At 70.1% G+C, this 20,841-nt stretch carries 24 protein-coding genes; 15 read left to right on the forward strand and 9 right to left on the reverse strand.

Translation table 11 applies throughout. The features are described from left to right. Nucleotides 1-6: 6 nt before the first annotated feature. The 4 genes from ACTOWL_RS08825 to ACTOWL_RS08840 are packed head-to-tail and all read right to left on the reverse strand — an operon-like array spanning nucleotide 7 to nucleotide 4,791. Nucleotides 7-1,890 (reverse strand): bifunctional sugar phosphate isomerase/epimerase/4-hydroxyphenylpyruvate dioxygenase family protein, encoded by a 1,884-nt coding sequence (locus tag ACTOWL_RS08825; RefSeq protein ID WP_441320840.1) that lies wholly within the window; start codon nucleotides 1,888-1,890, stop codon nucleotides 7-9. Between the two features lie 22 nt (nucleotides 1,891-1,912). Continuing rightward, a complete protein-coding gene (locus tag ACTOWL_RS08830; protein WP_441320841.1) occupies nucleotides 1,913-2,923 on the reverse strand; it encodes a TRAP transporter substrate-binding protein in 1,011 nt (336 codons plus the stop codon). Between the two features lie 47 nt (nucleotides 2,924-2,970). Then, nucleotides 2,971-4,251 (reverse strand): TRAP transporter large permease subunit, encoded by a 1,281-nt coding sequence (locus ACTOWL_RS08835; RefSeq protein ID WP_441320842.1) that lies wholly within the window; start codon nucleotides 4,249-4,251, stop codon nucleotides 2,971-2,973. Between the two features lie 3 nt (nucleotides 4,252-4,254). After that, nucleotides 4,255-4,791 (reverse strand): TRAP transporter small permease, encoded by a 537-nt coding sequence (locus tag ACTOWL_RS08840; protein ID WP_441320843.1) that lies wholly within the window; start codon nucleotides 4,789-4,791, stop codon nucleotides 4,255-4,257. Nucleotides 4,792-5,005: 214 nt separating this feature from the next. Between ACTOWL_RS08840 and ACTOWL_RS08845 the strand changes: the two genes are divergently transcribed. Then, nucleotides 5,006-5,740: a TetR/AcrR family transcriptional regulator gene (locus ACTOWL_RS08845; RefSeq protein WP_441320844.1), complete on the forward strand. Its 735-nt coding sequence runs from the start codon at nucleotides 5,006-5,008 to the stop codon at nucleotides 5,738-5,740. Here the strand turns inward: ACTOWL_RS08845 and ACTOWL_RS08850 are convergent. Next, nucleotides 5,685-6,548, reverse strand: a complete 864-nt coding sequence (locus ACTOWL_RS08850) for a shikimate dehydrogenase (protein WP_441320845.1) — start codon at nucleotides 6,546-6,548, stop codon at nucleotides 5,685-5,687. The two genes, ACTOWL_RS08845 and ACTOWL_RS08850, sit on opposite strands and share 56 nt — an antisense overlap. Nucleotides 6,549-6,806: 258 nt before the next feature. On the opposite strand from ACTOWL_RS08850, the gene ACTOWL_RS08855 reads away from it, so the two are divergent. Both ACTOWL_RS08855 and ACTOWL_RS08860 read left to right on the forward strand, forming a co-directional pair. Further along, entirely contained in the window at nucleotides 6,807-6,983 is a 177-nt protein-coding gene (locus ACTOWL_RS08855) for a hypothetical protein (RefSeq protein ID WP_441320846.1), read from the forward strand. A 58-nt stretch (nucleotides 6,984-7,041) separates the two neighbouring features. After that, nucleotides 7,042-7,797 carry a TerC family protein gene (locus ACTOWL_RS08860; protein ID WP_441320847.1) on the forward strand — a complete coding sequence of 252 codons (756 nt, stop codon included), beginning with the start codon at nucleotides 7,042-7,044 and terminating at the stop codon, nucleotides 7,795-7,797. Between the two features lie 42 nt (nucleotides 7,798-7,839). On the opposite strand, the gene ACTOWL_RS08865 is transcribed toward ACTOWL_RS08860, so the two are convergent. Beyond that, nucleotides 7,840-9,279 (reverse strand): sensor histidine kinase, encoded by a 1,440-nt coding sequence (locus ACTOWL_RS08865; protein WP_441320848.1) that lies wholly within the window; start codon nucleotides 9,277-9,279, stop codon nucleotides 7,840-7,842. After that, entirely contained in the window at nucleotides 9,276-9,995 is a 720-nt protein-coding gene (locus tag ACTOWL_RS08870; RefSeq protein ID WP_441320849.1) for a response regulator, read from the reverse strand. The genes ACTOWL_RS08865 and ACTOWL_RS08870 overlap by 4 nt, the downstream gene beginning before the upstream one ends. Nucleotides 9,996-10,178: 183 nt before the next feature. On the opposite strand from ACTOWL_RS08870, the gene ACTOWL_RS08875 reads away from it, so the two are divergent. The 12 genes from ACTOWL_RS08875 (at nucleotide 10,179) to soxA (ending at nucleotide 18,647) form a co-directional block, all read left to right on the forward strand. Beyond that, the gene (locus ACTOWL_RS08875) at nucleotides 10,179-10,838 is read left to right on the forward strand and encodes an adenylate/guanylate cyclase domain-containing protein (protein ID WP_441320850.1); all 660 of its coding nucleotides are present in this window, start codon (nucleotides 10,179-10,181) and stop codon (nucleotides 10,836-10,838) included. 141 nt (nucleotides 10,839-10,979) lie between these two features. Beyond that, nucleotides 10,980-11,342, forward strand: a complete 363-nt coding sequence (locus tag ACTOWL_RS08880) for a hypothetical protein (RefSeq protein ID WP_441320851.1) — start codon at nucleotides 10,980-10,982, stop codon at nucleotides 11,340-11,342. A 39-nt stretch (nucleotides 11,343-11,381) separates the two neighbouring features. Beyond that, on the forward strand, nucleotides 11,382-11,753 hold the full coding sequence (locus ACTOWL_RS08885; RefSeq protein WP_441320852.1) for a c-type cytochrome: 372 nt from the start codon (nucleotides 11,382-11,384) through the stop codon (nucleotides 11,751-11,753). 151 nt (nucleotides 11,754-11,904) lie between these two features. Continuing rightward, a complete protein-coding gene (locus ACTOWL_RS08890) occupies nucleotides 11,905-12,081 on the forward strand; it encodes a hypothetical protein (protein WP_441320853.1) in 177 nt (58 codons plus the stop codon). An 84-nt stretch (nucleotides 12,082-12,165) separates the two neighbouring features. Next, a complete protein-coding gene (locus ACTOWL_RS08895) occupies nucleotides 12,166-12,639 on the forward strand; it encodes a (2Fe-2S)-binding protein (RefSeq protein ID WP_441320854.1) in 474 nt (157 codons plus the stop codon). 11 nt (nucleotides 12,640-12,650) lie between these two features. Beyond that, nucleotides 12,651-14,822, forward strand: a complete 2,172-nt coding sequence (locus ACTOWL_RS08900) for a molybdopterin cofactor-binding domain-containing protein (RefSeq protein WP_441320855.1) — start codon at nucleotides 12,651-12,653, stop codon at nucleotides 14,820-14,822. After that, nucleotides 14,819-15,130: a c-type cytochrome gene (locus tag ACTOWL_RS08905; protein ID WP_441320856.1), complete on the forward strand. Its 312-nt coding sequence runs from the start codon at nucleotides 14,819-14,821 to the stop codon at nucleotides 15,128-15,130. Before ACTOWL_RS08900 ends, ACTOWL_RS08905 begins: the two co-directional genes overlap by 4 nt. Next, nucleotides 15,117-16,373: an FCSD flavin-binding domain-containing protein gene (locus ACTOWL_RS08910; RefSeq protein ID WP_441320857.1), complete on the forward strand. Its 1,257-nt coding sequence runs from the start codon at nucleotides 15,117-15,119 to the stop codon at nucleotides 16,371-16,373. Before ACTOWL_RS08905 ends, ACTOWL_RS08910 begins: the two co-directional genes overlap by 14 nt. Then, on the forward strand, nucleotides 16,370-16,810 hold the full coding sequence (gene soxX, locus ACTOWL_RS08915; protein WP_441320858.1) for a sulfur oxidation c-type cytochrome SoxX: 441 nt from the start codon (nucleotides 16,370-16,372) through the stop codon (nucleotides 16,808-16,810). Before ACTOWL_RS08910 ends, soxX begins: the two co-directional genes overlap by 4 nt. A gap of 291 nt (nucleotides 16,811-17,101) precedes the next feature. Next, a complete protein-coding gene (locus ACTOWL_RS08920) occupies nucleotides 17,102-17,569 on the forward strand; it encodes a SoxY-related AACIE arm protein (RefSeq protein WP_441320859.1) in 468 nt (155 codons plus the stop codon). After that, on the forward strand, nucleotides 17,566-17,886 hold the full coding sequence (soxZ, locus tag ACTOWL_RS08925; protein WP_441320860.1) for a thiosulfate oxidation carrier complex protein SoxZ: 321 nt from the start codon (nucleotides 17,566-17,568) through the stop codon (nucleotides 17,884-17,886). Before ACTOWL_RS08920 ends, soxZ begins: the two co-directional genes overlap by 4 nt. Then, a complete protein-coding gene (gene soxA, locus ACTOWL_RS08930; protein ID WP_441320861.1) occupies nucleotides 17,886-18,647 on the forward strand; it encodes a sulfur oxidation c-type cytochrome SoxA in 762 nt (253 codons plus the stop codon). Before soxZ ends, soxA begins: the two co-directional genes overlap by 1 nt. 452 nt (nucleotides 18,648-19,099) lie before the next feature. Here the strand turns inward: soxA and ACTOWL_RS08935 are convergent, their stop codons facing one another. Next, entirely contained in the window at nucleotides 19,100-19,711 is a 612-nt protein-coding gene (locus ACTOWL_RS08935) for a helix-turn-helix domain-containing protein (RefSeq protein ID WP_441320862.1), read from the reverse strand. Nucleotides 19,712-19,813: 102 nt separating this feature from the next. Beyond that, nucleotides 19,814-20,713, reverse strand: coding sequence for an MBL fold metallo-hydrolase (locus tag ACTOWL_RS08940; RefSeq protein ID WP_441320863.1), 900 nt, complete (start codon nucleotides 20,711-20,713; stop codon nucleotides 19,814-19,816). Between the last annotated feature and the right edge of the window lie 128 nt (nucleotides 20,714-20,841).

Here is a 20,841-nt window from a genome sequence, read left to right on the forward strand (position 1 = left end):
CCTGCTTCAGCGCCGCGGCATGGTGACGTCGGGCGCTAGGCGCGTCTGCGCCGCCAGGCGGATCGGCGCGTTGGCGGCGCCGAAGCCGGCATAGCCCCGGCGCTGCACGATCTCGAAGAAGAAGCGGTCGGCGAAGCTGGTGGTGTAGAGCTGGAAGAACTCGCCGCCGCCGTCGCGGTCGTACAGGATCCCGGCCTCGCGCAGCCGGTCGAGCTGCTCCGGCTCCAGCCCGAAGCGGGCCTCGATGTCGTCGTAATAGTTGGCCGGGATCGGCAGGAACCGCACGCCGGCCTGCCGCATCCGGGCCGCGGCGGCGAAGATGTCGCCGGTCTCCAGCGCGATGTGCTGGATGCCGGAGCCGAAGAACTCCGACAGGAAGCGCGCCGACAAAGTGCGCTGGCTCTGCGAGGCGTTCAGCACGATGCGCAGCGTGCCCTCGGCGTTCTGCACCACCTGGCTGCGCACCAGCCCGGCGGGGTCCGGGATCTCCAGCTCCGGCGTCTTCGCCAGGTCGAAGATCGAGCTGTAGAACAGCAGCCAGGACAGCATCTCGTCATACTGCATCGACTGCGACAGGTGGTCGATCCGCGCCAGCCCGGCCTCCGGCGTCGAATCCTCGAGCGGGACGAAGTCGATTTCGCGCCATCGCGCCAGGTCGCTGCCGGGATCGACGAGGTAGATCAGGCTGCCGCCGACGCCGCGGATCGCCGGGATCTCCAGCTCGCCCGGCCCCACCTCCTGGCGGAATCCGGTCGCCAGCAGGACGCCGGCCCGCGCCGTCGCCGCCTGGGCATCGTCGACCCTGAGGCAGATCGCGCAGGCGGCCGGGCCATGCATGATGTAGGCGGCATGGGCGTAGCCCTCCTTCTCGCGGTTGACGAGAAGGGCGATGCCGCCCTGCGACCACAGGGTCACGTCCTTCGACCGGTGCCGGCCGCGCCGGGCGAAGCCGAGGCCGGCGAACAGCACCTCCAGCTCGATCGCGCCGGCCTCGTCGACGGCGAATTCGACGAACTCGACGCCGAGGCAGCGGGCGCGGTCCGGCAGCAGCGGCCGGGTCCGCTCGGCGGCGGGCTTGCGCCGTTCCAGCGTGTCGGCCAGCTGCAGCAGCGACCGCCGCCCGTCGATCGCGACCGACCGGGCTGAGCCGGCCCGGAAATGGTCGTTGAAGATCTCCAGCGAATAGACGCCGTCATAGCCGGTCGCGGCCACCGCCTCGGTGAAGGCGGTCACCGGCAGGTCGCCCTGGCCCGGCAGGTTGCGGAAATGCCGGCTCCAGGACAGCAGGTCCATCTCCAGCAGCGGCGCGTCGGCCAGCTGCACCAGGAAGATCCGGTCGGCCGGGATGGCGCGGATGCTGTCCGGGTCGATGCCGCGGGACAGGGTGTGGAAGCTGTCCAGGACCAGCCCGATATTCGGGTGGTCGGCGCGGCGCACGATCTCCCACGCGTCGCGGTGGTCGTTGACGTGCCGGCCCCAGGCCAGCGCCTCGAAGCCGACCTTCAGCCCGCGCTTGGCCGCCCGCTCGCCCAGCTCGCGAAAATCCGCGGCGGCGCGGTCGATGCCGCCCAGCGCCGCCGGCGAGATGTTGGAGCAGACCAGCAGCAGGTCGGCGCCCAGCTCGGCCATCAGGTCGAACTTGCGCTCGGCCCTTTCGAACACGCGCGTACGCTGCGGCTCGGGCATGCCCTCGAAGTCGCGGAAGGGCTGGAAGGTGGTCACGACCAGCCCGGCGTCGCGCACCATCCGCCCGACCTCGCGCGGCGCCGCGTCGAAGGACAGGAAGTCGTTCTCGAAGATCTCGACGCCGTCGAAGCCGGCAGCGGCGATCGCCTCCAGCTTGTCGCGCAGGTCGCCGCTCAAGGATACGGTGGCGATCGACGTCTTCATCGGACAGATCTCCCGTCGCGGGTCACTTCTTGCGCAGCTTGTCCAGCTCGGCCTGCAGCAGCGCGATGGTGTCGTCGCCGATCTTGGGGCGGAACTCCTCGACCACCGGCGCGGAAGCGGCGCGCAGCTTGGCCACCTCATCGGGCGGCAGCTCGGTCACCTCCATGCCGTTGGCGCGGATCTCGTCCAGCGCCTTGGCGTCGGCCTCGCGCGACACCTGGCGCTGATAGTCCCGCGCCTCGGTCGCAGCCGATTGCAGTACCGCCCGCTCCTCGTCGTTCAGCTTGTCCCAGAAGGTCTTGCTGACCAGGACGATCTGCGGGTTGTACTGGTGCCGGGTCAGGGTCAGGTACTTCTGCACCTCGTAGAACTTGGCGTTGATGATGTTGGCCGACGGGTTCTCCTGGCCGTCGACGGTGCCGGTGTCCAGCGCGCCGTACAGCTCGGGATAGGGCATCGGCACGGCGTTGGCGCCGAGCGCGTTGAACAGCGCGATCGGGATCGGCGACTGGATGGTCCGGATCTTCAGCCCCTTGATGTCGTCGACCTTCGCCACCGGATGGCGGTTGTTGGTCAGGTTGCGGAAGCCCAGCTCCCAATAGGCCAGGCCGACCAGCCCCTTCTCGGGCAGCAGGGTCAGCAGATGGGTGCCGAACGGGCCGTCCATCACCGCGTCGGCCTCCTGCGGCGTGTCGAACAGGAAGGGCAGGTCGACCGCGCCGAAGGCCGGGGCGTTGCCGGACAGGATGCCGGCATTCATCACCGTCATCTCGACGATGCCGCCCTGCAGCCCCGACAGGGTCTGCACGTCGCCGCCCAGCGTGCCGCCAGGGAACAGCTGCACCGTGATCTTGCCGCCGCTCTTCTCGGCGACGATGGCGACGAACTTCTCCATGCCCGTGACCTGGGGATGGCCCTTGCTGTTCGCCGCGGCGAATTTGATGTGCTGCTCGCGGATCTCGGCCTGTGCCGTGGGGGCCAGCAGCAGCGCCGCCGACAGCGCGGCGATCAGGCCGGTCAGGGTCCTGGACATGGTGATCCTCCCAAGGATTGTTCGGTGGTTGTTGTCGGCCGGCGCGGTCATCGGGCCAGCCATTTGGCCGGAACCGTCACCAGCTCCGGAAACAGGATCAGCAGGGCCAGCACCGCCAACTCGGCCAGGAGGAAGGGCCAGACGCCCTTCATCAAATCCTCCATGCTCAGCTTCGACACGCCGCAGACGACGTTCAGCACGGTGCCGACCGGCGGGGTGATCAGGCCGATCGAGTTGTTGATGATGAACAGCACGCCGAAATAGACCGGGTCGATGCCCGCCTGCTTGATCACCGGCATCAGGACCGGGGTCAGGATCAGGATGGTCGGGGTCATGTCCATGGCGGTGCCGACGGCGACGACCAGCAGCATGATCACCGCCATCAGCAGCATCGGGCTGTCCATGAACGGGTCGAGCATGGCGGCGAGCTGGCCGGGCAGGTCGGCGACCGTGATCAGCCAGGCGGAGACGCCGGCGGCGGCCACCAGGAACATCACCACGCTGGTGGTCTTGGCGGCCGAGACGAACACGTCGAACAGCTGCCCGGGGCTGAGCTCGCGGTACACGACCATGGCCACGAACAGCGAATAGACCGCGGCGACGACGCCGGCCTCGGTCGGGGTGAACACGCCGAACTTCAGCCCGACGACGATGATCACCGGCAGCAGCATCGCCCACAGGCTGTCGATCAGGGCGCGCAGGCGCTCGCCCCCGCTGCGGCGCGGCGGCAGGTCGATCTGTTCGCGCCGGGCCACCAGCAGCCAGGTTATGCAGAGGGCCAGCGCGATCATCAGGCCGGGCGCGATGCCGGCCAGGAACAGCTTGGTGATCGACACGCCGCCGATCACGCCGAACAGCACGAAGCCGATGCTGGGCGGGATGATCGGCCCGATGATCGCGGCCGAGGCGATCAGCCCGCCGGACCGCCCGGCGCTGTGGCCGGATCTCAGCATCATCGGCAGCAGCAGGGCGCTGAGCGCCGCGGCGTCGGCCAGGGCCGAGCCGGACAGGCTGGAGAGCAGGCAGGCGGCCAGGATGACGACGAAGCCGAGCCCGCCGCGGATATGGCCGACCAGGGCCATGGCGAGGTCGACGATGCGGCGCGACAGGCCGCCGGTGTTCATCACCTCGCCGGCCAGCATGAAGAAGGGCACGGCCATCAGCGGGAAGCTGTCGGCGCCGTTGATCACGTTCTGGGCGACGATCTGGGAGTCGAACAGGCCGAGATGGATCATCAGCGCGACGCCGCTGAGGATCAGGGCGAAGGCGATCGGCATGCCGATCGCCATGGTGCCGAGCAGCGACGACAGGAAGACCGCGACGACCACGGCTCAGCCCTTCCGCGGGGTGTCGAGGGCGGCGAGCTCCTCGGATTCGCGGACCAGGATCAGCTCCTCGGGCCCGGCCCGGCCGAGCATGAGGCGGATGAGATCGACCAGGATGATCAGCGCGGCCGGCACGGCGAAGGCGATGCCGGCGCCGTACATCAGCGCCATCGGATAGCCCACGGCCGGCGAGGCGACGTCGAGGTTGATCGCCGCCTGCTCGACGCTGCCCTTCAGCAGCAGCCAGATCGCCAGCAGCGCCAGCGCGCCGGACAGGGCCAGGCAGGCCTTGGCCGCCGGCCGGGGCAGGCGGCGCAGCAGCGTGTCGACGCCGATATGGCCGCGCTCGCGCAGCGCCACCACCGCGCCGAGGAAGATCAGCCAGACGAAGAACAGCCGCGACAGCTCCTCCGACGCGGTCAGCCCCTGGTTGAAGGCATAGCGCAGCACGACGTTGCCGAAGACCAGCACCACCATCCCGGCCAGCAGCAGGGCGATCAGCAGCTTCAGCAGCGCGAAATAGCTCTCGACGACAAGACGCATCGGGCTCTCCCTGTGGTGGCCGCCGGGCGCGGCTTCGTCGGTTCTGAATTCTTCTTCTTCACAAATGTACGAACTGGTACGTATAGTCAAGTCTCCGGCGCGGCCCGGCGGCGATCGGACCGAAAACCGCTTGTTCGCGGCGGCGAAGTTCCGGAGAAGTAGAAGCCTGTCCGCCGATCGGGCGGCAGCGTCGGTGCGGGGAGCGGGCCAGGAAATGGCGGGCAGGACCAAGTCGGGCGCGGCGGAGCGGAAGACCGCCCGCAAGAACGACCCCGAGCGCACCAAGCAGGATATTCTCGAGGTCGCGACCGAGGAGTTCGCGACCCATGGGCTGAGCGGCGCGCGCGTCGACGCCATCGCGGAGCGCACCCGCACCTCCAAACGCATGATCTACTATTATTTCGGCGGCAAGGAGGGGCTGTACCAGGCGGTGCTGGAGAAGGCCTATGCCGACATCCGCACCGCCGAGGCGGAGCTGCATCTCGAGGACCTGCCGCCGGAAGAGGCGATGCGGCGGCTGGCCGAGTTCACCTTCGACTATGACGAGGCGCATCCCGACTTCATCCGGCTGGTCAGCATCGAGAACATCCACCGGGGCGAGCATCTGGCGCACACCGCCTCGATCCGCAGCACCAATCTCGGCATCATCCAGACCATCGCCGCGATCCTGGAGCGTGGGCGGAAGGCGGGCGTGTTCCGGGCCGAGGTCGACCCGGTCGACCTGCACATGCTGATCAGCGCCTTCTGCTTCTTCCGCGTCTCCAACCGCCACACCTTCGGCAGCATCTTCCGCCGCGACCTGTCGGAGCCGGGGCTGCGCGAGACGCACCGGCGGATGATCGGCGACGCCGTCATCCGCCTGCTGCAGGGCGGGGCGGAGGCCGCGCCCGCTGCTACCCCGGCCCGAGCGAGGCGAAGTGCCGGGTCATCCGCTCGGAATCCGGCGTGATGCCGGTGAACAGCCGGAACGCCTCGACCGCCTGGAACACCGCCATGCCGCCGCCGTCGAGGGTGCGGCAGCCGCGGGCGCGAGCGACGCGCAGCAACTCGGTCTCGAGCGGAAAGTAGACGATCTCGGCGACCCAGTGGCGCGGCGCCAGCAGTTCGGCCGGCAGCGGCAGGCCGGGATGCTTGGCCATCCCGGTCGGGGTGGCGTGGATCAGCCCGTCCGCCGTTTCCATGGCGGCGGGAAGGTCGGTGCCGGCCACGGCGCGCCCCGCCCCGAACCGGGCGGACAGGCCGGCGGCCGTGGCCTCGGCCCGGCCGTGGTCGACATCGAAGATCGCCAGCTCGCCGATCCCGAGGGTCAGGGCGGCATGCGCCACCGCCGCCCCCGCGCCGCCGGCGCCGAGCTGGACCGCGCGGTCCTTGCCCACATCCGGCAGGCCGCGCCGGAAACTCTCGGCGAAGCCCCACCAGTCGGTGTTGTGGCCGGTCCGCCGGCCGTCCTCGAACACCACGGTGTTGACCGCGCCCAGCGCCAGCGCGTCGTCGGACAGCGCGTGCAGCAGCGGGATCACCGCCTGCTTGCAGGGATGGGTGATGTTGAGCCCGGCGAAGCCGCGCCGCTCCGCTTCCACGACCAGCTCCGGCAGCGCCTCGACGCCGCGGCCGAGCGCCTCGAGGTCGATCAGCTCGTAGTCGTAGCGCAGCCCCTGCTCTGCCCCCTCGCGCCTATGCATGGCCGGGGTCCGCGACGCCTGGATGCCGGCGCCGATCAGGCCGACGCGGAGGGTGGTCGGGCGGATATGGGTCACGGGCAGGGACCCGCGCCGGGCCGCCCGGCCGGCTCGGTTCCGCAAGGATGCGCGGTGCGTCTCGGACGATTCATGCTGCCCCGCTGGTGTCTCCTTAAATAGAAATGTACTAACTGGTACGTTCATGTCAATTGCCGCCGAACGAACTCAGGACGCCGGATCGGCGGCTGCGCTATGCTGCCCATCTTGAATTGTCGCGACTGAACGGCCAGTTGGACGACGGCGCCGACGAGTGTCGGGGCTGATGACGAGGGGGCAATGCCATCCGCTGACCTGACGCGCCGGTCGACGATCCTGATCGCCGACGACGAGCCGGCCAGTGCTGTGCCGCGACAGCGGCTGCTGAAGCACGAGGGTTTCTCCCGGCTGCTGCCGCTCGAACTCGCCCGGCACGGCCTGCAGCGGCCGGAAACCGAGCGGCCGCTGTTCGAGTGAGACGGCACGCCCCGGCGCCGCCGGATCCCCCATCCCCCACCACTCCGAGGGACCTCCCGTGGACTTCTCCTGGATCTCCGACCCGACCGCCCTGATCGCCTTGGCGACCCTCATCGTCATGGAGGTCGTGCTCGGCATCGACAACCTGATCTTCATCTCGATCCTGACCAACAAGCTGCCTGAAAGTCAGCGCAGCCGGGCGCGCCGGATCGGCATCGGGCTGGCGCTGTTCCTGCGGCTGGCCCTGCTGGGCACGGTCTCGATCATCGTCCAGCTCACCGAGCCGGTGTTCGAGGTCCTCGGCCATCCCTTCTCCTGGCGCGACCTGATCCTGATCGGCGGCGGCCTGTTCCTGGTGTGGAAGGCGACGAAGGAGATCCACCACAGCGTCGACCCGGTCCCGGCCGATGACGTCTTCGGCAGCGCCAAGGCGACGCTGGGCTTTGGCGCGGCGATCGGGCAGATCCTCCTGCTCGACCTGGTGTTCTCGCTCGACAGCATCATCACGGCGGTCGGCATGACCGACCATGTGGCGATCATGGTGATCGCGGTGATCTTCGCCGTGGGAGTGATGCTCGCCGCCGCCGACCCGCTGTCCCGCTTCATCCACGCCAACCCGACCGTGGTGATGCTGGCGCTGGGCTTCCTGATGATGATCGGCATGACGCTGATCGCGGAAGGCTTCGGCGCGCATGTGCCGAAGGGCTACATCTACGCCGCCATGGCGTTCTCGGCCCTGGTCGAGGGGCTGAACATGCTGTCCCGCCGGGCCACGCGACGCAAGGCGCCGACCTCGGCCGATTCCAAGCACTGACCGCAGCGTGGGGTAGGGCCGTCCGGGGTGGCCCGGACGGCCCTACCCCACCCGCGGCAGGCTGATGGTGGCGCGCAGGCCCTTGGCCTGGTTGGCCAGGGTGATGTCGCCGCCATGGTGGCGCACGATGGTGCGGGCGATCGACAGGCCGAGGCCGACGCCGCCGGTCTCCGGGTTGCGCGAGTTCTCGATCCGGAAGAACGGGGCGAAGACCTGCTCGGCGGCGCCGTCCGGGATCCCCGGCCCGTCATCCTCGATCACGATCTCGATGCCGTCGCCGGCCCGCGCCACATGCACCCGGGCGCGCTCGCCGTAGCGCACCGCGTTCTCGACCAGGTTGCGGACGGCGCGGCGCAGCGCGTCGGGCCGGCAGCGATAGCTGATCCTCGGCCCCTCCTGGAAGGTGACGTCCCGGCCCAGCTCGGCCAGGTCGTCGCACAGGCTCTCGACCAGGGCCGGCAGGTCGACGGCGCGGGTGCCCTCGGCCGTCGCCTCCTCGCGGGCGAAGGCCAGCGTGGCCTCGGTCATCTTCTGCACCTCGGCGATGGTCGCCAGCATCTTGTCCCGCTCCTCCGTGTCGGCGACGAACTCGGCGCGCAGGCGCAGCGAGGTCAGCGGCGTGCGCAGGTCGTGGCCGATCGCCGCCAGCATGCGGGTGCGGTCCTCGACGAAGCGCTGCAGCCGCTCCTGCATCCGGTTGAAGGCCTCGGCGGTGTTGCGGATGTCGTCCGGCCCGGCCTCCGGCAGCGGCGCCCCGGATTCGCCTCGGCCCAGCGCCTCGGCGGCGACGGCCAGGCGCCGCATCGGCCGGGCGATGCCGCGGGCGACGATGATGCCGAACACCGACAGCACGATCGCCGTGACCGCGACCGACACCACCGACTGGCTGGTCCAGAACGAATTGCCGGTCGGCTTGGCATAGGCGCTGTTCAGCCAAGCGCCGCTGCCCAGCTCCACCGACAGGCCCATGCCGTAGGACTCGTCGAGATACAGGAACTTGGCCGGGCCCGACAGCGGCCAGGCATGGGGCGGCACGTCCGCCCAGGGCGTGGTGACGGCCGCCGTGGCCGTGCCGATGCCGAGGATCTGGGCCGATTCCCGCCGATCCTGGGGCTTGTCCTTGTCCGGCTTCGGGGCTTTCGGCCCCCAGGGTGTCACGCTCGGCAGCGGCTTTGCCAGCTGGGTCCAGGCCTGGCGCCGCCAGGCCGTGGCGTCGCCCGGACCGTCGGTCGACACCCAGAAGCGGCTGTAAGAGGTGCCGCTGGCGCGCAGGATGTCGTCCTGCAGCGCCGGCGGCGTCGACTCCAGGAGGCGGGAGAGCGACGCGGTGCGGCTGAAGAACTCGCTCTTGGCGGCGGCCTTTAGCGCCTGGCCGCGCTCGTCCCAGGAGATCAGGAAGCCGATGCCCTGCGACAGGGCGAGGGCCAGCAGCATCAGACCGATGAACTGGGCTGCCAGGCTGTGGGTCCACCATCGCCTCATGCCGGGTCGACCTCCGCCACGAAGCTGTAGCCGCCGCCCCAATGGGTCTTGATCAGCGCCGGCACCTTGGGGTCGGCCTCGATCTTCTTGCGCAGGCGGCTGACCTGGTTGTCGATGCTGCGGTCGAAGCTGTCGGCGGCGCGGCCGACCGTCAGGTCCAGCAGCTGGTCGCGGCTGAGCACGAGGCCGGCATGGTCGAGGAAGGCGTTCAGCAGCCGGAACTCCGCGGTGCTCAGCGGCACGGCGACGCCGTCCTCGCCGACCAGCTCGCGCCGGCCGACATCCAGGAGCCAGCGGTCGAAGCGCAGCGCCTTCGCCTTCAGCCGGCCGCGCTGCGGCGGCAGGCTGTGGACCCGGCGCAGCACCGCCTTGATGCGGGCCAGCAGCTCGCGCGGGTTGAACGGCTTGGTCAGGTAGTCGTCGGCGCCGATCTCAAGGCCGATGATGCGGTCGGTGTCCTCCGCCATCGCGGTCAGCAGGATCACCGGCAGGTTGCTGGTGCCGCGCAGATAGCGGCACAGCGACAGCCCGTCCTCGCCCGGCATCATGACGTCGAGCACGACCAGGTCGGGCGCGCTGCGCTCCAGCATGCGGCGCAGCGCCGCCGCGCTCTCGGCGACGCTGACCCTGTAGCCGTGCTGGGACAGGTATTTGCCGACGAGGTCGCGGATGTCGCGATGGTCGTCGACGACGGCGATGTGCGGTACGGATTCCATGGGCGCGCTCCACGGTCGAACATACCGAAAACGGCGTAAGATCCCGCGCAGGAAATTGTATCAGATTGTCTCGAATCGCGGGTTTGCGACACTCCGCGACTCAAAAGCCGGTCCGGCGACAGATCCCTGCGACAGTTGCCCTCCATAGTGCCCCCGTCAGCGTAACAGCGATGGTCTCAAGTGATGTGGGCAATCGGACAGAACGGCCATGGCGGTCCCGGGCGGACGCCGGTGCCGCGCAGGGCCGGCCCCGGGCCGGACCGGACGCCGCGCTCCGCCTACGCCGCGGTGATGTTTGCCGACATCGTCGACTTCACCCGGCTATGTGAGACGCTGGAGCCGGCGGGCACCTTCGCCCTGCTGTCCAGCTTCCACCAGCGCATGGCGGAGGCGGTGGCGGACCATGGCGCCGCGATCGGCGACCCGATCGGCGACGGGATCATGGCGGTGTGGTGCGGCCCGGCGCCGGCCGCCGCGCGCTCGGCCCTGCGCTGCGGCTTCGCCATGCTGGAGGCGATCGAGGACTGGAACCGGGCCCGGCGCGACGGCCTGCCGCTGCGCATCGGCATCGGCCTGCATGCCGGCACGGTGATGATCGGCCGGGTCGGCGCCGCCGGGCACGACAAGCTCGGCGCGTTCGGCGACACGGTGAACGTCGCCCACCGGCTGGAGCGGATGACCCGGACCCACCACAGCGACATCATCGTCTCGGAGGAACTGTTCCGGGCGGTGGCCCTGCACGATCCGGCGGAGCGCCGGCTGGCCTGGTTCCCCGCCGCCGGCCGCGCCCAGATCCCCGGCCGGGCGGAAGGGATGGCGATCCGCGCCGCAATCCTGGCCTGAGCCGGCCTCCGGGAAAATCGTATCAAACTGTGCGGCCCGGTCCGCACCGCGACATTCCGCGACAAACCCGCCGGCCCAGCGGCACAGTTCTGCGACAAGCGGCCGGCATGCTGCCCGGGCATCAGCGAAAGGGATGACCCCATGCATGACGCGACACAGATCCGGCCCGCCGCGGCGGGCACCGCCATCGCCGCCGGCCCGGCGATCGACCCCGAGTGGATCGAGCCCGGCTGGAGCCCGCCGGTCGACCGGCTGGCCCTGAGCTGGGACGAGGTGGCGGCGAGCTGGCTGGCGGCCTGCGGGCTGCTGGCGGTCCTCGGCGTCGCCGCGATCATCGGCCGCGAGCCGGTGGGCGAGCCCGTGTACCTCTCGGCCGGGGTGCCCGGCGTCGGCCTACATGGCGTCGAGGGGGCGGCTGGCGCGCAGGACTGCCGGGCTTTGGGCCCCACTGCCGGAGGGACCGAGCCCTTCGTCTTCGCCCCGCGCCCCCAGGGCCGGGCGTAACCGACTATCGATCCCAGACTGATGGAGAACTGTTTCGTGATGACGTTGGCCCGTCCGGCCATGCTGCTGGCCTTCGCGGCGCTGCTCGGCGCCCCCTTGCCCGCCGTTGCGCAGGATGCCGCGGCGGGCGAGCGCGCCTTCCGCACCCGCTGCGCCACCTGCCACAGCGTCGAGCCCGGGCAGAACCGGGCCGGCCCCAGCCTGGCCGGCGTGGCGGGTCGCAAGGCCGGCAGCGTCGAGGGCGCCCGGTATTCGCAGGCCCTGCGCGACTCCGGCATCACCTGGGACTCCCAGTCGCTCGACGGCTATCTGGCCGATCCGCGCGGGACCGTGCCCGGCACCAGCATGACGGTGCGCCTCGCCGACGCCGCGCAGCGCGCCGCCATCATCGCCTACCTGTCCGGCCGCTGAGCCGGCCCCGGACTTCAAGGGGGACTTTGTATCAAACCGTGTCAGCGGGCCGTGTCGAGACGGCTCGCGACAAAGCCCGGGGCCGCCGGACAAGGTTCTGCGACAGCCGGCGCCCAGGCTGCCACCGTGCAACCACCACAGGAGACGTGTCGTGATCACCAGACTCCCCGTTCCGGTCCTGGCCGGCTTCGCCCTGCTGGCCACCATCGGCACCGCCCTGGCCCAGGGTGACGGCTGCATCGAGCGCAATGCCAACGCCGGGGCCCAGAGCACCCCGACGACGACCACGACGGCCCCGGCCCCGGCGTCGGACGCCAAGCCGAGCTGAGACGGCGCGGGCACCGGCCCCCACCGGTGCCCGCCAGCTACGTGACGGCGTTCCGGCCCTACCCAGCCCAACCGCGAGGCAGCCATGGCCTTCACCCTCAGAATCAACGGAACCGAGCGCAGCGTCGACGTCGAGCCCGACACGCCCCTGTTGTGGGTGCTGCGGGAGCAGATCGGCCTGACCGGCACCAAATACGGCTGCGGCATCGCCCAATGCGGCGCCTGCACCGTGCATGTCGACGGCGTCGCCACCCGGTCCTGCGCGATGCCGGTCAGCGCGATCACGCCGGAGCAGCAGATCGTCACCATCGAGGGGCTGTCGCCCGACGGCTCGCACCCGGTGCAGAAGGCCTGGCTGGCGCTGGACGTGCCGCAATGCGGCTACTGCCAGACCGGCATGATCATGGCCGCGGCCGCCCTGCTGCAGCAGAACCGCAGCCCGACCGACGACGACATCTCCACCGAGATCACCAACATCTGTCGATGCGGCACCTACAACCGGGTGCGCGCGGCGATCAAGCAGGCCGCCGCCAATGGCGGCTCGGTCCAGAGCGGCTGAGGGAGGCGAAAATGACGATCGTGCAGAGCGTATCGCGCCGCGGATTCATCGTCAGTGCCGCCGCCGCGATCGGCGGGCTGTCGCTCGGCTTCCGCGTGCCCTTCGCCGGCGAGGCCCTGGCGGCCGAGGCGGTGCCCGAGATCAATGCCTGGGTGGTGATCCAGCCGGACGAGACCGTGGTGATCCGCATCGCCCGCTCCGAGATGGGGCAGGGCACCCTGACCGGCCTGGCCCAGCTGGTGGCGGAGGAGCTGGGCTGCGACTGGTCCCGCGTCACCACCGAATATCCGACGCCGGGCGAGAACGTCGCCCGCGACCGGGTCTGGGGTAATTTCTCCACCGGCGGCAGCCGCGGCATCCGCGAATCCCACGACTATGTCCGCAAGGGCGGCGCGGCGGCGCGCGAGATGCTGGTCGCGGCCGCGGCGGCGGAATGGCAGGTGCCGGCGGCGGATTGCGCGGTCGACAAGGGCGTAATCAGCCATGCCGCCAGCGGCCGCAGCACCACCTTCGGCAAGGTGGCGACCGCCGCGGCGCAGCTGCCGCCGCCGGCCGAGGTCAGGCTGAAGGACCCGAAGGACTGGACCATCGCCGGCAAGCCGCTGCCGCGGCTGGACACGGCGGACAAGCTGACCGGCAAGCAGGTCTACGGCGCCGACATCGTCCGGCCCGGCATGCTGAACGCCGCGGTCAAGGCCTGCCCGGTGTTCGGCGGCAAGGTGAAGAGCTTCGACGCCGCCGCCGTCGCCGGCATGCCGGGCGTGCGCCAGGTGGTGCAGGTCGACGACACCGCCGTCGCCGTGGTGGCCGACACCTGGTGGCGGGCCAAGACCGCGCTGGACGCCCTGCCGGTCGTCTGGGACGAAGGCCCGAACACCGGCGTCAGCAGCGCCTCGATCGCCGAGATGCTGACCGCCGGGCTCGATGCGGACGATGCCTTCATCGGCAACCAGGCGGGCGATGCGCACAAGGCGATCACCGGCGCGGCCAAGACGGTGACGGCGGTCTATGCCTTCCCGTACCAGAACCACGCCACCATGGAGCCGATGAACGCCACCGCGGTGTGGACGCCGGAGCGCTGCGAGGTCTGGTGCCCGACCCAGAACGGCGAGGCCGCGCTGGCCTCGGCGGCCGAGGCGGCCGAGCTGCCGGTGCGGCAATGCGAGGTGTACAAGCTGCATCTCGGCGGCGGCTTCGGCCGGCGCGGCGCGTTCCACGACTATGTGCGGCAGGCGGTGAGCATCGCCAGGCAGATCCCCGGCACGCCGGTCAAGCTGCTGTGGTCGCGCGAAGAGGACATGCTGCACGGCGCCTATCATCCCACCACCCGGTGTAAGCTGACCGGGGCCCTCGATGCGGACGGCAACCTGACGGCGCTGCACATGCGGATCTCGGGTCAGTCGATCCTGGCGGCGGTGCTGCCCGATCGCCTGCAGAACGGCATGGACCCGGTGGTGTTCCAGGGCCTAGTCGGCAGCGGGGCGGAAGGGGTGATCGGCTACACCGTCCCCGACCTGCTGGTCGACCACGCCATGCGCAACCCGCCGGTGCCGCCGGGCTTCTGGCGCGGCGTCAACCTGAACCAGAACGCGGTCTATCTGGAGTGCTTCATCGACGAACTGGCCCATGCCGCCGGGCAGGACCCGCTCGCCTTCCGCCGCAAGCTGATGGCGAACCATCCGAAGCATCTGGCGGTGCTGGAGGCGGTGGCGGAGCGGATCGGCTGGGGCAGCCCGGCGCCGGAGGGCCGGCATCGCGGCCTGGCCCAGATCATGGGCTTCGGCAGCTATGTCGCGGCCGCGGCCGAGGTCTCGGTCACCGACGGGCGGCTCAGGATCCACCGCATCGTCGCCGCGACCGATCCCGGCCATGCCGTCAACCCGGCGCAGATCGAGCGGCAGGTCGAGGGGTCCTTCGTCTACGGCCTGTCGGCCTGCCTCTACGGCGAGTGCACGGTCAAGGGCGGCCGCATGGAGCAGGAGAACTTCGACACCTACAATGTGCTGCGCATGGACGAGATGCCGGCGGTGGAGACGATCATCATCCCCTCCGGCGGCTTCTGGGGCGGGGTCGGGGAGCCGACCATCTCGGTCGCGGCACCGGCGGTGCTGAACGCGCTGTTCGCCGCCACCGGCAAGCGCATCCGCACCCTGCCGCTGGTGAACCACGATCTGAGCGCATGACCATGCATCGGGTGCTCGCCGGCGCGGCCGTCCTGGCCGCGCTGGCGGCCTCGGCCGTGGCGGCCCCGGCCGCGGCGCAGCCCTCCGGCGCCGCCTCCTGCTCCGGCTGCCACGGGCCGGCCGGGACGGGGCCGGTGCCGGGCCTGGAGGGCCGCCCGGCCGCGGAGATCGCCGCTGCCATGGCGGCGTTCCGCAGCGGCGAGCGGCCGGCGACGGTGATGGATCGGATCGCCAAAGGCTTCACCGATGACGAAACGCGTGCGATCGCGGAGTGGCTTGCGGGAAGGCAGGATCATGCCCGGCCGTAGGGCCGTCCTGCGCGGCCTCGCGGCCGGCGGCGCCGCGCTCTGGGCCCCTTCCGTGCTGGGGCAAAGCAGGGCACAAGTGGTCGTCGTCGGCGGCGGCTTCGGCGGGGCCAGTTGCGCCCGCGCCCTGCGCCGCCGCGACCTGGCGGTGACGCTGGTCGAGCCGGAGGAGCGCTTCACCGCCTGCCCGTTCAGCAACGAGGTGATCGCGGGCCTGCGCGACCTCGACGCCCAGCGCTTCGGCTATGACGGGCTGCGGCGGGAGGGTGTCGAGATCGCCCGGCGCAGCGCCGTCGCGGTCGACGCCCAGGCCCGGCGGGTGCGGCTCGACGACGGGTCCGACCTCGCCTATGACCGGCTGGTGCTGGCGCCCGGCATCGAGCTGCGCTTCGACGCGCTGCCCGGCTACGACCAGGCCGCTGCCGAGGCGATGCCGCATGCCTGGAAGGCGGGCGAGCAGACTCTGCTGCTGCGCCGGCAGCTGGAGGCGATGCCGGATGGCGGCGTGGTCGCCATCGCCGCCCCGGCCAACCCGTTCCGCTGCCCGCCCGGGCCCTATGAGCGGGCCAGCCTGATCGCGCATTACCTGAAGACGCGCAAGCCGCGCTCCAAGCTGATCGTGCTCGACGCCAAGGACGCCTTCTCGAAGCAGCGGCTGTTCCAGGCGGCCTGGGCGGCGCTGTATCCGGGGCTGCTGGAATGGGTGCCGCTGTCCTCCGGCGGCCGGGTCACCGAGGTCGATGCCGCGACCAAGACGCTGGTCACCGAATTCGGCAGCCACCGCGCCGACGTCGCCAACGTCATTCCGCCGCAGCGGGCCGGCGCCATCGCCCAGGCCGCCGGCGTGGCGGACCAGACCGGCTGGTGCCCGATCGACCCGGTCACCTTCGAATCCCGGCTGCAGCCCGGCATCCATGTGATCGGCGACGCCGCCATCGCCGGCGCTATGCCGAAATCCGCCTTCGCCGCCAACGGCCAGGCCCAGGTTTGCGCCGCCGCCGTGGCCGGCCTGCTGCGCGGCGAGACGCCGGCGGAACAGAAGCTGGTCAACACCTGCTACAGCCTGATCGCGCCCGGCTACGGCATCTCGATCGCCGGGGTGTACCGGCCCAGCGACGGGCTGCTGCGCGAGGTCGAAGGCGCCGGCGGCACCAGCCCGCTCGACGCGCCGCCGGAATTCCGCGAGCTGGAGGCCCGCTACGCCGAGGCCTGGTTCCAGACCATCACCGGGTCGGTGTTCGGATGAGGGCCGCCTCCCTTGTCCTGGCCGCGGTCGCTGCGGCGGTGCCGGGAGCCGGGCAGGCGCAGCTTCCCTATGTGGTCGAGGGCGACGCCATCCCGCGGCCGCTGACCGGGCAGCCGGGCGACCCGGCCCGGGGCGAGGCGCTGATGGCCGACCGGCAGCGCAGCCTGTGCTCCCTCTGCCATCCCGGTCCCTTCGCCCCGCCGCACCAGCAGGGTACGCTGGCGCCCGACCTGCGCGGCATCGGTGCGCGATGGAGCGAAGGGCAGCTGCGGCTGCGGGTGGTGGACATGAAGCGCCTGGTCCCGGATTCGATCATGCCGTCCTATGTCCGGACGGAAGGCTTCGACCGCGTCGCCACGGCCTGGCGGGACAGGCCGGTGCTGACGGCGGAGGAGATCGAGGATGTGATCGCCTATCTCGCGACGCTGAAGGACTGAGCGATGGCCAAACGCCCGCATGATCTCGTGTCCGATCCCTCCCGTAGGCAGGGCTTCTTCGGGTCCCCATCATTTGGGCCGGCCATGCCCTCCACTCTCCCCCTCCCCTCGCGGGAGGGGGTAGGGGGAGGGGGTGTCGATCGAAGAGAGCCGGTGGGAGATTGTCCAGAAAAGCTGTCGGGGCGCGGCGAGTCTCTGGCATTGGTCCCGGCGGCGCCAAACCCCTCCCCCTACCCCCTCCCGCAAGGGGAGGGGGAGGATAACAATGCTCACTCCGCCTCCAAGTCTCGGATGCGCGGATCCGATCTCCGCCTCGCCCGCCGCGGCATCCTGGCGACCGGGGCTGCGCTCGCGGTGCTGGTGCTTGCCCCCTCGCGAGCCCGGGCCCGCCCGTCGCTGCAGGAAGCCATCCGCGGCTTTGCCGGCGGGGCGGAGATCCGGCCGGGCCGGGTGCGGTTCGACGTCCCGCCTCTGGTCGAGAACGGCAATGCCGTCGGCGTCACGGTGGCGGTGGACAGCCCGATGACCGAGGCCGACCACGTCCGCCGCATCGCCCTGGTCAACGAGAAGAACCCGCAGGCGGACATCGTGGTGTTCCATCTCGGCCCCCGCTCCGGCCGGGCCAGCGTCGCCACCCGGATCCGCCTCGCCACCTCGCAGACCATCGTCGCCCTGGCCGAGATGAGCGACGGCAGCGTCTGGTCGGCCGAGGCCGACGTGATCGTGACGCTCGCCGCCTGCATCGAGGATCTGTCGTGACCCGCGCCCTGATCAACGCGCCGAAATCCGCCAGGCGCGGCGATGTCATCGAGATCAAGGCGATGATCGCGCACAAGATGGAGACCGGCTACCGCCTCGGCCCGAACGGCCAGACCATCCCGCGCGACATCATCCACCGCTTCGCCTGCACCTATGGCGGCGTCGAGGTGTTCTCGGCCGAGCTGTTCCCGGCGATGTCCGCCAACCCCTTCATCGCCTTCACCACCGTGGCCACGGAATCGGGGACGATCGGATTCGCCTGGACCGCCGACGACGGTACGGTCGAGCAGGCTGCGGTCGAGATCACCGTCATCTGATGTGGCGAGCGGTCCTGCTGCTCGGCGTGGCCCTGGCGGTCGGCGGCCAGGCTCCGGCGGCCGACCGGCGCTCGGGCTTCGACTTCATGGCGCCGGAGACGCAGGCGCTGCAGCGCGACGACGCCAGCAATCCGGGCATGCTTTGGGTGCTGGAGGGCGAGGCGCTGTGGCAGGAACCCGGGGGTTCCGCCCGCATCAGCTGCGCCGGCTGCCATGGCGACGCGGCGGAGAGCATGCGCGGCGTTGCCGCCCGCTACCCCGCCTTCGACGCGGCGACCAGCCGGCCGATCGACCTGCAGGGGCGGATCAACCAGTGCCGCCAGGTGCGGCAGGGTGCCGAGCCCTTTGCCGCGGAGAGCCAGGAGCTGCTGGCGCTGACCACCGCCGTCGCCCACCAGTCGCGCGGCATGCCGGTCACGCCGGCCGACGATCCGCGGCTGACGCCCTTCGTCGAGGAGGGGCGCCGGCTGTTCGAGCGGCGGATCGGCCAGCTCGACCTGTCCTGCGCCGCCTGCCACGACCAGCGCTGGGGGCAGAAGCTGGGCGGCAGCGTGATCCCGCAGGCGCATCCGACCGGCTACCCGATCTACCGGCTCGAATGGCAGTCGGTCGGGTCGCTGCAGCGGCGGATGCGCAACTGCATGATCGGCGTGCGGGCCGAGCCCTATGCCTGGGGCGCGCCGGAATTCACCGCCCTCGAGCTCTATCTGCGCTCGCGCGCCGAGGGCCTGCCGGTCGAGACGCCGGGGGTGCGCCCCTGACACCGGTGGGGCGCGCCTGCCACCGTGGGAACACCATCACAGTGGTATGCGCGGCCGTTCCTGTTGGATATGACCCGGCGCGTCGCTTATCCGACCTGTCGAATCTTTGGTCGACTGACTGCATTCGGCTCGTTGCGGACGATCGCCGGCCTCGCTGGCTTCCCTCAAGCGGATATCTCCGGCGATCCAATCCTGCCCGAAAGCGGACACGGCACGCGGAACGATCGGACCGTCATCGATCCCGTTCCTGCGACCCTTGTGCGAGTGTCAGGGGAAGGCTGCCCCGCGGCGGCCTTGCGCGTGATCCGTCCGGTCAGACCGGCCGGGATGGGCGGGAAGCGGACCCTGGGGTCGTGGCGCCGCGGCCGTGCCTCCTGACTGCGAAGAGTGAGAAGCGGACCATAGGGCAGCATGGCGGGCGCGTCCGGCCCGTTCCATGAGCGGCCTTGCCACTAGGACGAGCGATTCGCCGGCGGCACCGAGATGATCAGATAATATTCAGCTGGCTTGGATGTGCGGTTCTCGAACCAGTGTTCGACGTCCGCCTCGAAATACAGGCAATCGCCCTCGTTCAGCACCGTCTCATTGTCCGTGGTTGCGACGACCACGTGACCCTGGAAGACAACGATGTGCTTGGCGGTCGCCGACTGGCGCGGCGGCGAACGGCCCGTCGACGTGTTCGCCGGCAGATGGTGCAGAACAACTTCGACGGTCATGCCGGGCATCATCGGCGAAAGCAAGGAGCGCTCGAACCCTGTTTCCGGATCCCGAAACACCTGGCGCTGATCCTTCGTCACGAGCGCGAAGGCGCGACGCGTCGGCGACTCGTCACCGACAAGGGAAGAGAATGAAGCACCGAGAGCATGCGCGATCTGCTTGGCGATGCCGATGGTCGGACTCTTCTCTCCACGTTCGATCTTGGACAGCATCGCCCGGCTCACCCCGGACAACTTGGAGAGTTGTTCAAGTGTGAGATTTGCCTGCTCGCGGATGGTGCGGGCACGGTCGCCGAAAGCGCTGACGGCATCGCGGGCTCCGGGCCGAGAGTGTTCGGGGTTGCTCAACTGGCTCCGCTTTCCGCTCGCGTGCGTCAGCGGCCATCCTAAGTACGGGGCGGGCGCATGTCACTCTTGGGCGAGCCCGCGCCAAGGCACCGACGCCGAGGATCAGAGCGGCAGGAACCGATAGGCTTGCCCGGCACGCTCGACATAACCGACGCCCGGGAAATCGAGGTGCGCACCGGCGACGAACACACCGCGCTGTGCCACGTGCTCCAGCATCTTGGCGCGGCTGGCACGCGCCTGTTGCTGGTCGGCGTCATATTCCCAAGTCAGCTCCGGTCTCTCGAATTGGATCGAGGGCACATGGATGAGATCCCCCCAGATCAACAGAGTCTCGCCTCCGCTCGACACTTCGAATGCGGTGTGGCCGACTTCATGGCCATGCGCCTGAACGGCGGCGATGCTGTCGCTCAGCTTGAAGCCATCCCCGAAGGGCAAACGGGCCTGGCGAAACCGAGACAGCCGTTCGTACCCATCGAACATCGACAGCTCTTCCTGTGGAACAAGCAGCCGCTGGAGGTTGGGAAACGCGTCCGAGCCGTCGGCGGCGACCACGCCGTTGACGTGATCTGCGTGGGTGTGGGTGAAGGCGACGGTGGTGATGCTCTCACGCGCCACGCCCGCCTCGGCCAGTGCGTCAAGCAGCGAGCCCATCGTCGGCAGCCACGCATTCGCCGCTCCCGTATCGATCAGCACGTATTGCTCGCTATCGATCACCAGGAAGGCGTTGACCGACAGGCGGAGGTGCCCGTCGACCAATGTCACCTGGGCCGGCATGTCCGGTCCAAAAGGACGATCACCCGCCTGGCGCAACCGGCTGGGCAACATGTCCACATAGCCGTCGCGGAGCGCGACCACGGTGAGATCGCCGAATTCATAGCGTGCGAAGTTTGTGCCGGACGCTGTCCTTTGCAGGCGCCGCTCACCGGCGGAGGCTTTTTTCTGCGAAGCGACCGTACCGGCTGCGATAGCACCAGCCGCTCCCAAAACATTGCGACGTGTCATGGCATCAAAGCCCTCAGATGGCGGCACAGGTCACTCCATTGTGAGTGTTGAGGTCGGATCCGACTTGGCCATCGCGACGCGATCTTTTAGCCCACCAGCCAGAGGATTGAACCTCCGCAACTCCATGC

The sequence above is a fragment of the Inquilinus sp. CA228 genome, assembly GCF_052078665.1.
In the GTDB taxonomy this organism is placed as follows: domain Bacteria; phylum Pseudomonadota; class Alphaproteobacteria; order DSM-16000; family Inquilinaceae; genus Inquilinus.